Origin of the sequence: Methyloprofundus sedimenti (assembly GCF_002072955.1) — a bacterium.
GTDB lineage: Bacteria > Pseudomonadota > Gammaproteobacteria > Methylococcales > Methylomonadaceae > Methyloprofundus > Methyloprofundus sedimenti.
Window position 1 is genome coordinate 57,596 of sequence record NZ_LPUF01000003.1, and the last position, 14,675, is coordinate 72,270.

Here is a 14,675-nt window from a genome sequence, read left to right on the forward strand (position 1 = left end):
CCGCAAATGTGGCCGCGCGCAGTATATATAGTAGGAGTTCATTAAATTTTCTGCTCAACTTGATTTATGGCGTTTAAATTGCTTACCATTACATATTGTCTATGTTGAATATAGGTCAGTACTTGCCACTATTTTTGAATTCTGGTGTCACACACAACGAGGGCAGCAACTTATTATGAAAAATAAATCTCCTGAATATTTACAGCTTCATACCAAGATTCAAGACAATATCAATGATTTAAATCACGGTATGCAAATTCCTGAAGAAAACAAATCTCAGCACATGCGCAAGAATGCTCACAACAACAATGCATTACCAGCCTGGTTTTTTGAGGAAGCGGTTAAACAAGCCCCATTAGCCATATCAATTACTGATAAAAAAGCAAACATCGTGTACGCCAATGCGGCTTTTTGTCTGATTACGGGTTACAGCATTGATGAAGTTATAGGTAAAAATGAATCTATCCTCTCCAATAAATCCACACCTAGAGCGGTCTACCACGACCTATGGCGCACCATCAGTAGAAATAATATATGGCAGGGACAGCTGGTTAATCGCCACAAGAATGGCACCCCTTACCTGGCTGAACTGATGATCACGCCTATCCGGGACTCGCTAAAAAATGTGACCCATTATTTAGGCATGCATCGTGATGTAAGTCCATCATTCAAGATTGAAAAGAAACTACAAAATCAAAGACATTTTAGTGAATCGGTTATTAACGCATCGCCGATTGCCATGGCTGTTTTAAATAAAGACAACGCTGTCGTTTTAGATAATTTTCAATATAAAAAGCTATTAAGCAGCGTGAGTGATAAAGAGCCTGCTCACCTTTTTATGGAGCTTCTTTCTCATGAATTAGGCGATATCTGGGCTTATTTACATGACAACCCAGACGGCTTTAGCGATATAGAAATACGCATAGACAATACAACACTTCAGCCACTATGGTTTTCTTGTTCAGGAAGAATATTTCAAGAAAAAGAGACTGATCCAGAAAGTTTCTTTAATGAAAATCATAATGACTATTTATTGTTGAATTTGGCGAACATCACTAAACAGCGCCAAGCACAGGAGGCATTTCACTTTCAAACACTTAAAGCACTGACAGCGGAAGAAGAACAAATTCGAAGTATTCGTGAAACATTGCTGGGCGCTATTCACCAGGTAAGCCAGCCCTTGAATCAAATTCAGGCGGCCATCCAAATTATGGAGAATAAAGAAGGTCAGGAGCCACTCTTAAATTTACTAAAAGAATTAGGGCGCAGTGGACAAAATACATTGGCGACTCTAAATAATTGCGTTCCAAGCATAGTACCGACCACCGCTTCATCCATTAATTTAAATCAAATAACGCATGAAGTCTTAATGATGAGTAATCTTAACTTCCTGAGTAATGGCATCATTATTGAGTGGAATCCAAGTACTATATTACCTAATATTCTTGGCTCGGATAATAAGTTACGCACACTCTTTAAAATGCTCATAGATAATGCAACTAATGCTCTCACTCATAACACCAACCAAGAACGACTCATAAAAATAAACAGCTACTACAATAATAACCAAGTTATTGTCTCTATTGCTGACACAGGCCCAGGTATCGCTAAAGAAAACCAGGCAAAAATTTTTCTGCCTTTTTTTACGACCAAAAGCAATGGCAGTATGCAAGCAGGTATGGGCTTGGTTGTCGCCAAGGAGATAGCGCATCAATTTAATGGCACATTAACTCTTGATACTGACTATACTGAAGGTTGTCGTTTTATCGTCAGTTTTCCTGAACTCAAGCATGATAACGAAAGTGGAGCTACAGGATGACGAGTAGAAGCGAGTTAGTTGAACATGAGCTTGAAATACTTTACTTAGTGAGTAATGTTCTAAACAGCTCGGTTGACTTACATAGCAAATTAAATAATATTCTGGAAATTCTGCATGTAGATTTTCACATGTTATCCGGAATGATTACTTTACGTACCACTGAAAATGACAGCCTGAGTATCTGTGAAGTCTATTCCACAGATGTGGATAAGTCAGTACGCTATCAAATTGGCGAAGGACTCGTTGGCGCAATTCTTGATGCAGGAAGTACCATTGTCGTTGAAAGACTTGCTGACGAACCACGTTTCATTAGTCGTCTAGGTTTATATAATTCAGAATTATCATTTATTGGAGCACCTATTTTAGTAGATAAAACTGAAGTCGTCGGTGTGTTAACCATTCAACCGCACAATAAAGAATTTTTAGGGGAAAAGGCACGTTTCTTAGAGATGGTGGCCAACTTGATTGCCCAAAGTGTCAAAACCTTGCATATTAATGAAAGGAAACAGCAAGACTTACTTGATGAAAGAGATAACCTAAGACAAGCACTCGTTAAAAATTACCGCTTTGAAAATATTATTGGCCATTCCGAGCCGATGCTAAAAGTGTTCGATATCATTCGTCAAGTATCCAAATGGAATACCACCGTTCTTATCCGCGGAGAATCAGGTACAGGTAAAGAAGTGGTTGCAAACTCAATACATTTTAACTCTAGTTGCAGCCAGGGCACCTTCGTAAAGTTAAATTGTGCGGCCCTGCCTGATAATCTGCTTGAATCAGAACTATTTGGCCATGAAAAAGGCGCATTCACAGGTGCTATAAACCAACGTAAGGGTCGGTTTGAGCTGGCCGATAACGGCACCATCTTTCTTGACGAAATTGGCGAGATCTCCGCCTCATTTCAAGCAAAATTATTACGCATTCTCCAGGAAGGAGAGTTTGAACGAGTGGGCGGTACAAAAACCATCACAGTGAACGTTAGAATTGTAGCCGCCACTAATCGTAATTTAGAGCAAGATGTTGCCGATGGGTTGTTTCGCGAAGATTTGTATTACCGTCTGAATGTCATGCCTATTAATATGCCAGCACTAAGAGACAGGCTGGAAGACATTCCAGATTTAGCAGACTTCCTGCTTAAGCGCCTCTCCAAACAACAAGGCGGACGTCCACTTGTGCTAAAAGAAAGTGCGCTACGCATATACATGAAATACAGTTGGCCAGGGAATGTCAGGGAGCTTGAAAACCGCTTAGAACGCGCAGCCATTATGAGTAATAATGGCGTCATTGATCGCGATGTCGTTATCAGCACTGGCCTGGACGATGGCTCAGTTATGAGCCCTACACCGCAACACACCATTAAAGTTGATTTTCATGATGAAAATCTTGATGAAAGAGAAAAAGTGATTGCAGCACTGGAACAAACTGGCTGGGTACAAGCCAAAGCAGCCCGGCTGCTTAATATGACCCCAAGGCAAATTGCATATCGAATACAAACCTTAGAGATTAATGTCAAACAAATGTAATCGCTCCATAAGGCATGGTTGCTTAAGATAGGGCTATTGTACTTACGGGTTGCTGTACTCATCTAAATATCCAACATACCTTTATTAAGAATAAAATCCACTATTTGATCCAGGCCTTGGCCTGTTTTTAAATTACTAAACACAAAAGGCCGCGCGCCGCGCATTTTTTTAGCATCGCAATCCATCACTTCCAGCGATGCACCGACAAAAGGTGCTAAATCGATTTTATTGATAACGAGCAAATCAGACCGGGTAATGCCCGGTCCGCCTTTACGCGGAATTTTATCGCCTGCCGAGACATCAATAACATAAATAGTTAAATCGGCCAGCTCTGGGCTAAACGTCGCACTTAAATTATCACCCCCACTTTCCACCAGAACAAAATCCAGATTGCCAAAACGCTCGCATAATTCTTCAACAGCCGCTAAATTCATTGACGCATCTTCGCGTATCGCTGTGTGCGGGCAGCCGCCCGTTTCCACGCCTAAAATACGCTCTTTGGGCAAGGCTTGACTACGAATTAAAAATTCTTGATCTTCCCGCGTGTAAATATCATTAGTCACTACCGCCATTTGATAATCCTGGCTCATCGCTTTACATAAAGCTTCTACTAATGCCGTCTTACCTGAACCAACGGGGCCACCCACTCCAATTCTTAACACTTGTTTTGCTGTCATTTATAAACTCTCAAGAACGAAATAATCGTGAATATTGCATTTCATGTCGACTACTGGCTAAAGCCAATCCAAACACACTACCACCAATATCATCATCACTTAGTTGTAGGCTTTGCTCTAAAAGGTCAGGGATTTTGGCCGCCAAATCATGCAACAGGCGTTGCCCTGCCACCTGTCCCAAGGGCACCAATTTCACTGCACATAATACTTGATTTTCCAACCAGCCCCATAAATAGCCAGCCAATGCCGCACGTTTAGGAATACCCCAACTGACCGCAGCCAAAGCAAACATCGTGGGTAAAGTCGTAATAGGTTGACGGATCCAGGGCTGAGCAAGATCTAGCTGCATATCGGTTAATAATCTGGCTAAGGCTTGTCCTGTCTGCCTGTCTTCTTCTCGAAGCTCAAAAGTTTCACGACAGGCAAGTAAGGTCATGCTCCATTGCTCCACTAATTCAAGATCGTTTACCTGCCAGGCATCATATAAACGCGCCGCCACAGGAATATCTACCTGTACCAAACACTGCTCCAGCAATCCTGCAATCCATTCACCTGCTTGTTGCGCATTATTGACCCAGGACTCCTCTACAGCGCTTTCAAAACCTTGCGAATAACTGTATACCCCAATCGGTAAACCCGGACTGACCAATTGTAGTAAACGCAGCAATGCTAAATCAGTGTCCATGCCCGTGACCATGATAAGCACCCGCCTCTGGCTCAAAGGGCAAGATATCCTGTGTTATGTCAAACCCTAAACCTTCAAGCATATGATCCAGGACATGATCACTAAGATAACGCAATTCACCCCTGAGAATTTGCACCGAAATATGCCGATTACCCAGATGATAACAAGCCCGCGCGAGCTGTAAAGGATCATCACAGCGCATCACTGAAACAGGCTCTGGTGCGGCATTTATAAGCACTTTAAATTCATCAATACCCGTTAACACCATGCCTGAACGTAATATTTTTCCACGCTCTAAAAATAGCGCAACTTGTTCCCCCTTATCCGTTACTGCCGATAACCGGCTTTTTTGGCGCAACTCAAAAGGCAAGGTTAAAACATCGTCGGCTACCGTTGCAGAAGGTGCCCAACCGGTTAGTTTAAAGACCATTAGAATAAGAAATAGCGTTGAGCGAAAGGCAGAACTGTTGCCGGTTCACAGGTTAATAAGACACCATCAGCGCGCACAGTGTAGGTTTGTGCATCCACTTCGATGTTTGGCTGATAACCATTATGAATTAAATCCTTTTTACCAATCGTACGCGTACCAGACACGGCACCAATTTTTGAGCACAAACCTAATTGCGCTGGCAGGCCATTTTCGACAGCAACTTGCGATAAAAACAACATGGACGTGGCATGGCAGGCAGCACCAAAGGCACCAAACATAGGCCGGTAATGTACCGGTTGCGGGGTGGGAATTGAGGCGTTTGGATCACCCATCGGAGCAGCTGCGATCATACCGCCTTTTAATATCAAGTCAGGTTTAACGCCAAAAAAAGCAGGATTCCATAAAACCAAATCGGCTATTTTACCTATTTCAATTGAGCCGACTTCATGTGCAATGCCATGACTAATGGCGGGGTTAATCGTGTATTTGGCAATATAACGTTTAATGCGAAAATTATCATTGCGACTACTGTCTTCAGGCAAACTACCGCGCTGCACTTTCATTTTATGCGCAGTTTGCCAGGTACGAATGATCACTTCACCAACTCGCCCCATCGCCTGCGAATCTGAAGCGATCATCGAAAAGGCACCTAAATCGTGCAAAATATCTTCCGCAGCGATGGTTTCACGCCGAATACGCGATTCGGCAAAGGCCACATCTTCAGCAATACTCGGATCAAGATGATGGCAAACCATTAACATATCCAAATGCTCGTCTACGGTATTAATCGTGTAAGGACGCGTGGGATTGGTCGATGAAGGCAAGACATTGGCTTCACCACAGGCTTTAATAATATCTGGTGCATGCCCCCCCCCCGCCCCTTCGGTATGAAAAGTATGAATTGTGCGACCTTTAAAGGCCGCCAAAGTATCTTCGACAAAGCCCGATTCATTCAAAGTATCTGTATGAATCGCCACCTGCACATCAAAACGCTCAGCGACAGACAAGCAACAATCAATTGAAGCCGGTGTTGTACCCCAATCTTCATGCAGTTTAAGACCCATTGCGCCCGCTTTCACCTGTTCCTCAAGAGCGCCCGGCAAACTACCATTGCCCTTACCCATTAAGCCAAAGTTCATCGGAAAAGTATCCAGCGATTGCAACATACGCTGTAGATTCCACGGCCCCGGTGTACAGGTTGTGGCATTCGTGCCTGTTGCTGGCCCAGTGCCACCGCCTAACATCGTGGTCACGCCAGACATCAAGGCTTCTTCAATTTGTTGCGGACAGACAAAGTGAATATGTGCGTCTATACCACCGGCGGTTAGAATCTTGCCTTCACCGGCAATAATTTCCGTACCGGGGCCAATAATAATATCCACACCCGCCTGGGTATCTGGATTACCCGCTTTACCAATCCGTGCAATGCGCCCTTCTTTGATACCGACATCGGCTTTAATAATGCCCCAATGATCAACAATCAAGGCATTGGTAATCACCAAATCCATCGCCGTACTTGAATCACACTGACTTTGACCCATACCATCACGAATCACTTTACCACCACCGAATTTGACTTCATCACCGTAAACGGTCAAATCTCTTTCGACTTCTAAAAATAATTCACTATCTGCTAATCGCACTCGATCGCCCACCGTAGGGCCAAACATATCGGCATAAGCCTGACGACTCATTTTACTCATGCCCGGTCCTCCAGCGCGCCCATAATTTCCTGACGAAAACCGTAAATATGCCGCTTGCCTGCAAACGCCACTAATTGAATAACACGGTCTTGTCCTGGCTCAAAGCGTATCGCTGTACCCGCAGGAATATCGGGTCTAAAACCGCGGGTTTTTTCTCGGTCAAATTCAAGCGCCGGATTAGTTTCATAAAAATGATAATGCGAGCCTACTTGTATAGGGCGGTCGCCACTGTTAGCGACATTGATATTAAGTACGGCGCGCCCAACATTAAGCTCAATATCACCCGCTTCTATCTGCATTTCTCCAGGAATCATCAACGCACTCCTATTCAATTGGATTATGAATGGTGACTAACTTAGTCCCATCAGGGAAAGTCGCTTCTACTTGCACATCGTGAATCATTTCAACGATGCCCTCCATGACATCTTCACGATTGAGCAAAGTGCGACCATATTCCATTAACTCAGCGACCGTTTGACCATCACGCGCGCCTTCTAATACCGCGGCAGAAATAAAAGCAATCGCTTCAGGGTAATTTAATTTAAGGCCACGCGCCTTACGTCTTTCCGCCAGTAAGCCAGCGGTAAAAATCAATAATTTATCTTTTTCTCGTGGAGTGAGTTGCATAATTTTCTCTCAAGTTGCCCAAATACGCGGTGTATGATCTGCACAACGCACTATATCTTGTCGAATTTCAGTACGCACGTTTTCAAAAAAACGCCGAACGGCTTCGGTTTTATCGTCGCTCGCCCTACAGATTAATAAATCATCCATTAAAGTAACGCCTCTCCCGGAACTATCGCCAATGATCACTCTAACCTTATCTAAATGTTCCGGCGTAGCAGGACAAGCAAATAGAGTGCCACAGCTGGAGTGCCTATTCAATCCCCAACGCGCATTAAAAGCCTGTGCATCCAAATGCATGCTTTCTAAATATAAAGCCTGGCCATTACGAAAAATCTGCCATTTCAAAAGTGCTTCGCCACACTCAAAGCCTTCGCCTGAAGCAGGTCTACCAAACGCTAAAATTTCCCAGGCGATAAAACACGCATCATTTTCTAATGTTATCTTGACCGTTGAGGCGAGCCGCGCGCCTTGATAAATAATCGTTTCCTGCGGCAGCCACTCCAATACCGCGCCCTGCTCTATGTTTAACGCGACCCTTTGTGCAGCTTGCTTACCCTCACTACGGTAAAATTTACCCGCCGCTGGAGTAGTAAGCAAAGCTTCTGCAGCACTTGCCACCTGTACATTAATGAGCAACTTATCACCGGCAACTACACCACCCGGTGGATGTAAAATATACACATGGCACAAACCGCCTTCAGGATAAAAAGGGCGTTGTACGGTTAATGGACCTCGATAGCTTCTATGTGCCAATAAAGTCTTGCTCTCTTTGCGTACAAAACCCAAGTGAAGCTCTGCGGCCCAGTCTTGTTGCTCACTTTCTTTGTGGACTATTAATTTACTTATTTCTGCAACATCCTGTTCAGCAGTCATACCCTTAAATCCCAAACAATAAAGCTGCACCCACCACTGAACAGAGTGCCCCGAAATTAGTGCATAATGCTTTTTGCGTCAGCATCCCCGATAATTTTGCCGCCATGCCTATGGCAAGCAAGGCCGTTGTCGTCGTTAAAAAACCGAGTAAATAAGCAGGGACACTTGCACCACTGCTTAATTCAGCTGCATGTACATAACCATGCCCCCAGGCAAATGCAGCAACCAAGCCTATCGCAATACCAGTAGGCATGCGTTGATTAATTGACAAAATGATACCTAAGGCCAGTACTGAAAAAGCCACCCAGGTTTCTATTCCACCGACCTCTACACCTATAAAACCTACCGCGCCTCCTGCTGCCATTGCAATCAGAAAAACACTGGGTAACAGCCATAAATATCGACCACCTACGCTAGCAGCCCACAAACCGACCGCCAGCATAATCAGTAAATGATCAAAGCCCGATAAAGGGTGTATTAACCCTTCACTAAAGCCATGACTCGCGTTAGTTCCGTTGTGTGCAGACACTGAAAATGAAGCACCAAGGAACATCAAAAAGCTGAAGTAGCTACTAATTTTTTGTTTATTCATAATTCACCTCGCCTATTTACACTGTTAAATATTGTTTCACCAAATCATCACTCAATTCGGACATTGCCCCTGTTGCAACATGTCGCCCTCTTTCCATAATGCAAAATTGCGTTGCCACTTTACGCGCAAAGGGTAATTTTTGCTCCACTAGCAATACCGTAACACCTAGCTCCCTATTAATTCGGCCGATAGCCTCATGAACTTCGGCTTTGGCTGCAGCTATTTTGGGTGGTGCAATGCCTTTAGAGCGATTCAAGCGCATAATAACATCACCTATGTCACTGACTATATTGGGCTGTATACCTTCGGTCGGCTCATCCAGAATCAACAATTTCGGGTTCAACACCAAAGCTCGACCAATGGCCAATTGTTGCTGTTGACCGCCGGATAAATCACCGCCGCGACGATTACGCATTTGTTTTAAGACTGGAAACATATCGTAAATATGCTCTGGTATTTTTTTAATACCCAACTTACTCGCAGCACGTAAGCCTGTTTTCAAATTCTCTTCGACCGTCAGCAAGGAAAAAATTTCTCGCCCTTGCGGCACAAAACCAATACCTAATTCTGCACGAATTTCTGCTTTCATTCCAGCAATCGATTGACCCTGCATCATAATCGAACCACCGCGCACTGGCACCAGGCCCATAATGCTTTTTAATAAAGTCGTTTTACCTACGCCATTACGCCCCATTAAACAGACACATTCGCCCTCAGGCACGTCCAATTCCAGATCCCAAAGCGTGTGACTACCACCATAATATTGATTTAACGATGAAATATTTAACATCAATCCCCCAAATAAACTTGAATAACGCGCGGGTCGTTCTGTACTTCATCCATAGTCCCTTCCATTAAGACCGAACCTTCATGTAAGACCGTGACTTTACTGGCTATTGAACGTACGAATTCCATATCATGTTCAACGACGACAACAGAATGCTTGCCCCTTAAAGACAATAATAATTCAGCCGTTTTATCTATTTCCTGATGGGTCATACCGGCTACCGGCTCATCAACCAGCATCACCCGTGGCTCTTGAATCAATAACATGCCTATTTCCAGCCATTGTTTTTGTCCATGCGATAAAACGCCTGCCTGCTGACTATAAAGCTCCGCCAAGCCAATCGTTTCTAATACTCGGCCGATATTATCGAGTTGCTCGCCATTCAGTTGCGCAAATAATGTTGTCCAAACGCCTTTATCAGTTTTCATCGCCAGTTCCAGATTTTCAAAAACGGTTAAATTATCAAATACGCTCGGCTTTTGAAATTTTCGGCTGATACCTGCCTGAGCAATCGCAGGCTCATCCATTTCCAATAAATTTAAGGTCTGACCAAAATACACTGAACCACTATCGGGCCTGGTTTTTCCGGTAATCACATCCATCAGCGTGGTTTTACCAGCGCCATTCGGGCCGATTAAACAGCGCAACTCACCGTCATCTATAAACAGTGATAAATTATTTAGGGCTTTAAAACCGTCAAAACTAACGTTAACATCGTCTAAATACAACACCGTTCCATGCGACGCATCAATAGCACCAGGAATAACGCCTCGGGTAACAAAATCATAGGTCTGATATCTATTGATCAAGGGTTTTTGCTTAATATCGCTCATGACGGCTTCACTCCTCTTTTTCTACGCCACAGTCCGGCTAAGCCTTCAGGTAAAAACACCGTCACTAAAATAAACATTGCCCCCAACGTAAACAACCAAATTTCAGGCAATAATCCAGTCAACACAGTTTTACCGTAATTAACCATCACCGCACCGATAATCGCGCCATATAATGATCCGCGACCACCGACAGCGACCCAGGCGACAATCTCCAATGAATTTAAAGGTGAAAATTCACTGGGATTAATAATGCCGACCTGAGGAACATACAACGCACCTGCGATGCCGGCTAATACAGCTGAAAAAACAAATATCCATAACTTAAACATTTCCACGCGATAGCCTAAAAAACGCACCCGCGATTCATGATCTCTTAACGCGGTTACTACACGCCCTAATTTGGTTTTCACCACCCAGCGACAAGCAAGAAACGCTGCGATCAAAGCAAAACCTGTCGTCATCAATAAGCAAGCGCGTACTGCATCGGACTGTAAATTAAAGCCTAATATATCCTTAAAATCCGTTAAGCCATTATTACCGCCAAAACCCATTTCGTTGCGAAAAAAAGCCAGTAATAAAGCATAAGTTAATGCTTGAGTAATAATGGAAAGGTACACACCCGTCACGCGTGATCGGAACGCCAACCAACCAAAAACAAACGCTAATAATCCCGGCACCACGACAACCATTAGCAAAGCAAAAGCGAAATGATCAAACCCTAACCAATACCAGGGCAATTCTTTCCAGCTCAGAAAAACCATAAAATCGGGCAACAATGGATCACCATAGACCCCGCGCGTACCGATTTGGCGCATTAAATACATACCCATCGCATAACCGCCCAGGGCAAAAAACGCACCTTGCCCTAAAGCCAGAATACCACAATAGCCCCACACTAAATCTAAAGACAGCGCCAATAAAGCAAAGGTTAAATATTTACCAATCAGCGAGATACTGTAAGCAGAAAAATACAATGCAGACTCTGCCGGAAAAATTAAATTACATAGCGGAATGACCAAAGTAATGGTCGCCAGTGCGATTAAAATTAAACGACTTTCTGTTTCGTTTTCAAGAAATGTAAGTCTCATCTTAGGACTCCGCTGCTCGGCCTTTTTGTGGAAATAATCCACGCGGCTTTTTTTGTATAAATAATATGATGAAGACCAGGACCAATATCTTCGCTAAGACGGCACCAGCATACGGTTCCAGGACTTTATTGGCTATACCCAGCGTGAAGCCAGCAACCAAAGTTCCCCACAGGTTGCCAACTCCGCCAAATACCACCACCATGAAAGAATCAACAATATAAGCCTGACCAAGATTTGGCCCGACATTAGTAATTTGGCTCAATGCAACGCCTGCAATCCCGGCTACTCCAGAACCCAGACCAAAGGTCATGGCATCCACACGATCAGTAGGAATCCCCATCGCTTTAGCCATATTACGATTCTGCGATACCGCTCTTACTTCCAGGCCTAAGCGCGTACGTCTAAGAATCTGCAGCAGCATAGCAAATACCATAAAACAGAAAATCAAAATGTACATGCGATTCCAGGTAAAGGATAAAAAGTCATTTATTTGCCAGGAACCACTCATAAACTCAGGGGTAGAGACACTTTTGTTTAAGGGCGAAAAAACAGAACGAACGGTTTGCTGTAAAAATAAGCTCACCCCAAACGTCGCCAATAAAGTTTCCAGGGGACGACCATAAAGATAGCGAATGATGCCTCGCTCAATACCGATACCAATAATTCCAGACACCATAAACGAAGCTGGCACCGATAATAGCAAAGCCAAACCCAGATCATTAGGCATAATCTGTTGCATAACATAGGTGGTATAAGCGCCTAACATCATCAACTCGCCATGTGCCATATTGATCACGCCCATCACCCCAAAAGTAATAGCCAGGCCAATGGCGGCCAAGACTAATACTGCGCCTAAACTCAAGCCAAAAAATAAAGTTTCTGCAGTAGCATATAATTGCAGGCGAGACTCTATTTTAGCAACCGCAGAGCGCGCTAATTTGCGCACCTCTTTATCCGGCTCAATATAATTACCCTCAGCATCTTGCGCATCTAATGCTTTTAAGCGATTTAATGCTTCTAAGCTGGTTTTATATTTTAATGATTCTATCGCAGCTAAACGTAATGCTTGATCAGGGCTATCCATATCCTGTAAAGCGAAAACCAGTCCTATGGTTTCCTGAATATCTGGATTTGTCTCCTTCTCATAAAGGTTTGTTAATAAAACCAAGGTTTCACTCGTTGGGTTTTTAGCCATTTCTTTAACCGCTTGCAACCTGATAGCGACATCATCCGAATTCAATTGCACTTGTGCGATTAATGACCTTAATTGCCTTCGTAAACGGTTAGTCAGGTTGATTTTTTTTATCGCTGCAGCTTCAACACTACCTAAACTAGCCTGTGTTTCAGCGGCAAAAATCGCATAACGCCCATCATTATTTTCAGCAATCACTATCTGACCATCGGCCTTCAATTCCATGAGTTTACCATCCATTAAAGCTTGTAAAATAAGAACTGTTTGCGGATTTTTGGTAAATTTAGCAAATATTTCGATGGCTATGCCGCGCTGCGACAGAGATGAGGTCTTTATGGCAGACAATGCCTCGGTGTATGTGGGTAATACGCTATTTTCTTCTGTTGCTAACATTACGTCTTGAGAAAAACCCACAAGCGGCATTATTAACAGCAAAAAAAACAATCCTATGCGTCCTAGTGAGTCATTAAATTTCATCATTTCTCCTAACACTAAAAAGGGGCGAAACCTGGATTTCGCCCTTATTTACGCTTTATCCCCTAGAATTTCTGACCAGAACACTTTTTAGTATTGGTATTGTAATTACCGCAATTAATAGGTGCCGTCCAATCAGCAATGATTGGCTTACTTTCCGGTAAAAAGTCAGACCAGGCATCCCCTTTTATTAAAGTATTGGTTTGCCATACGGTTAATAATTGACCGTCTTCCTGAATTTCACCAATTAGCACTGGCTTGCTAATATGATGATTCGGTAACATTTGCGCAACACCGCCCGTTAAGTTAGGGAATTTCATACCGATTATCGCTTTTTGTACCGCATCAGCATCAGTCGTACCTGCTTTCTCAACCGCCTTGACCCACATATTGAAGCCGATGTAATGCGCCTCCATTGGATCATTAGTTACGCGCTTAGAGTCTTTAGTGAACTCATGCCATTGCTTGATAAAAGCCGCATTTTTAGTGCTGTCGACACTCATAAAATAATTCCAGGCAGCCATATGCCCTACTAAAGGCTTAGTATCCATACCTGACAACTCTTCTTCACCTACCGAGAACGCCACTACTGGAATATCTTCAGCTGACACACCCTGATTACCTAACTCTTTGTAGAATGGAATATTAGCATCACCATTAATTGTGGAAACTACTGCTGTTTTCTTACCTGCAGAACCAAACTTTTTAATATCAGATACGATACTTTGCCATTCTGAATGGCCAAATGGCGTATAGTTGATCATGATGTCTTCTTGTTTGACACCTTTAGATTTCAAATACGCTTCTAATATTTTGTTGGTTGTACGTGGATAAACATAATCCGTTCCAGCCAGGACCCAACGCTCAACTTTGATGTCATTCATTAAATAATCAAGCGCTGGAATCGCTTGTTGATTAGGCGCAGCCCCTGTGTAAAACACATTTTTAGACGATTCTTCACCTTCATATTGAACCGGATAAAACAAGATGCCGTTTAACTCTTCAATAACAGGTAAGACTGATTTACGCGAAACAGATGTCCAGCAACCAAAAATAACAGCAACCTTATCTTTAGTAATTAATTCCCGTGCTTTTTCAGCAAATAGAGGCCAGTTTGATGCGGGATCAACCACCACTGCTTCTAATTTTTTACCTAATAAGCCCCCTTTTTTATTTTGCTCTTCAATCAGCATCAACATAGTGTCTTTTAATGTTGTTTCACTGATCGCCATCGTGCCAGAAAGAGAGTGCAGAACACCTACCTTAATAGTTTCTTCAGCACTCTGTGCTGTTGTGCATATACCTGCCAATAGAATCAGTGCTGAGAAAACACTGGTTAAGCCTGTTTTATGTAAAATATTTTTCATGTTGA

General features: G+C 43.2%; 15 protein-coding genes. 2 read left to right on the forward strand and 13 right to left on the reverse strand.

Going from position 1 to position 14,675, the window contains the following annotated elements; translation table 11 throughout:
- Positions 1-175: 175 nt before the first annotated feature.
- Positions 176-1,819 (forward strand): nitrogen fixation negative regulator NifL, encoded by a 1,644-nt coding sequence (gene nifL, locus AU255_RS15095; protein WP_080523763.1) that lies wholly within the window; start codon positions 176-178, stop codon positions 1,817-1,819.
- Positions 1,816-3,342, forward strand: a complete 1,527-nt coding sequence (gene nifA, locus AU255_RS15100; protein ID WP_080523764.1) for a nif-specific transcriptional activator NifA — start codon at positions 1,816-1,818, stop codon at positions 3,340-3,342. The genes nifL and nifA overlap by 4 nt, the downstream gene beginning before the upstream one ends.
- Before the next feature lie 62 nt (positions 3,343-3,404).
- On the opposite strand, the gene ureG is transcribed toward nifA, so the two are convergent.
- From ureG to urtA, 13 genes are all read right to left on the reverse strand, one after another.
- The gene (gene ureG, locus AU255_RS15105) at positions 3,405-4,019 is read right to left on the reverse strand and encodes an urease accessory protein UreG (RefSeq protein ID WP_080523765.1); all 615 of its coding nucleotides are present in this window, start codon (positions 4,017-4,019) and stop codon (positions 3,405-3,407) included.
- Positions 4,020-4,029: 10 nt separating this feature from the next.
- Entirely contained in the window at positions 4,030-4,704 is a 675-nt protein-coding gene (locus AU255_RS15110) for an urease accessory protein UreF (protein ID WP_080523766.1), read from the reverse strand.
- Positions 4,694-5,134 carry an urease accessory protein UreE gene (gene ureE, locus AU255_RS15115; RefSeq protein WP_080523767.1) on the reverse strand — a complete coding sequence of 147 codons (441 nt, stop codon included), beginning with the start codon at positions 5,132-5,134 and terminating at the stop codon, positions 4,694-4,696. The genes AU255_RS15110 and ureE overlap by 11 nt, the downstream gene beginning before the upstream one ends.
- Positions 5,134-6,837, reverse strand: a complete 1,704-nt coding sequence (gene ureC / locus AU255_RS15120; RefSeq protein WP_080523768.1) for an urease subunit alpha — start codon at positions 6,835-6,837, stop codon at positions 5,134-5,136. Before ureC ends, ureE begins: the two co-directional genes overlap by 1 nt.
- On the reverse strand, positions 6,834-7,151 hold the full coding sequence (locus tag AU255_RS15125) for an urease subunit beta (protein WP_080523769.1): 318 nt from the start codon (positions 7,149-7,151) through the stop codon (positions 6,834-6,836). The genes ureC and AU255_RS15125 overlap by 4 nt, the downstream gene beginning before the upstream one ends.
- Positions 7,152-7,161: 10 nt before the next feature.
- The gene (ureA, locus tag AU255_RS15130; RefSeq protein WP_080523770.1) at positions 7,162-7,464 is read right to left on the reverse strand and encodes an urease subunit gamma; all 303 of its coding nucleotides are present in this window, start codon (positions 7,462-7,464) and stop codon (positions 7,162-7,164) included.
- A gap of 9 nt (positions 7,465-7,473) precedes the next feature.
- On the reverse strand, positions 7,474-8,337 hold the full coding sequence (locus AU255_RS15135) for an urease accessory protein UreD (RefSeq protein WP_080523771.1): 864 nt from the start codon (positions 8,335-8,337) through the stop codon (positions 7,474-7,476).
- A 4-nt stretch (positions 8,338-8,341) separates the two neighbouring features.
- Positions 8,342-8,929 (reverse strand): HupE/UreJ family protein, encoded by a 588-nt coding sequence (locus AU255_RS15140; protein ID WP_080523772.1) that lies wholly within the window; start codon positions 8,927-8,929, stop codon positions 8,342-8,344.
- A 16-nt stretch (positions 8,930-8,945) separates the two neighbouring features.
- Positions 8,946-9,719, reverse strand: coding sequence for an ABC transporter ATP-binding protein (locus AU255_RS15145; protein WP_080523773.1), 774 nt, complete (start codon positions 9,717-9,719; stop codon positions 8,946-8,948).
- Positions 9,719-10,549, reverse strand: coding sequence for an urea ABC transporter ATP-binding protein UrtD (gene urtD / locus AU255_RS15150; RefSeq protein ID WP_080523774.1), 831 nt, complete (start codon positions 10,547-10,549; stop codon positions 9,719-9,721). Before urtD ends, AU255_RS15145 begins: the two co-directional genes overlap by 1 nt.
- A complete protein-coding gene (gene urtC / locus AU255_RS15155) occupies positions 10,546-11,637 on the reverse strand; it encodes an urea ABC transporter permease subunit UrtC (protein ID WP_080523775.1) in 1,092 nt (363 codons plus the stop codon). The genes urtD and urtC overlap by 4 nt, the downstream gene beginning before the upstream one ends.
- Before the next feature lies 1 nt (position 11,638).
- Positions 11,639-13,306 (reverse strand): urea ABC transporter permease subunit UrtB, encoded by a 1,668-nt coding sequence (gene urtB / locus AU255_RS15160; protein WP_080523776.1) that lies wholly within the window; start codon positions 13,304-13,306, stop codon positions 11,639-11,641.
- Positions 13,307-13,368: 62 nt separating this feature from the next.
- Entirely contained in the window at positions 13,369-14,670 is a 1,302-nt protein-coding gene (urtA, locus tag AU255_RS15165; protein WP_080523777.1) for an urea ABC transporter substrate-binding protein, read from the reverse strand.
- Between the last annotated feature and the right edge of the window lie 5 nt (positions 14,671-14,675).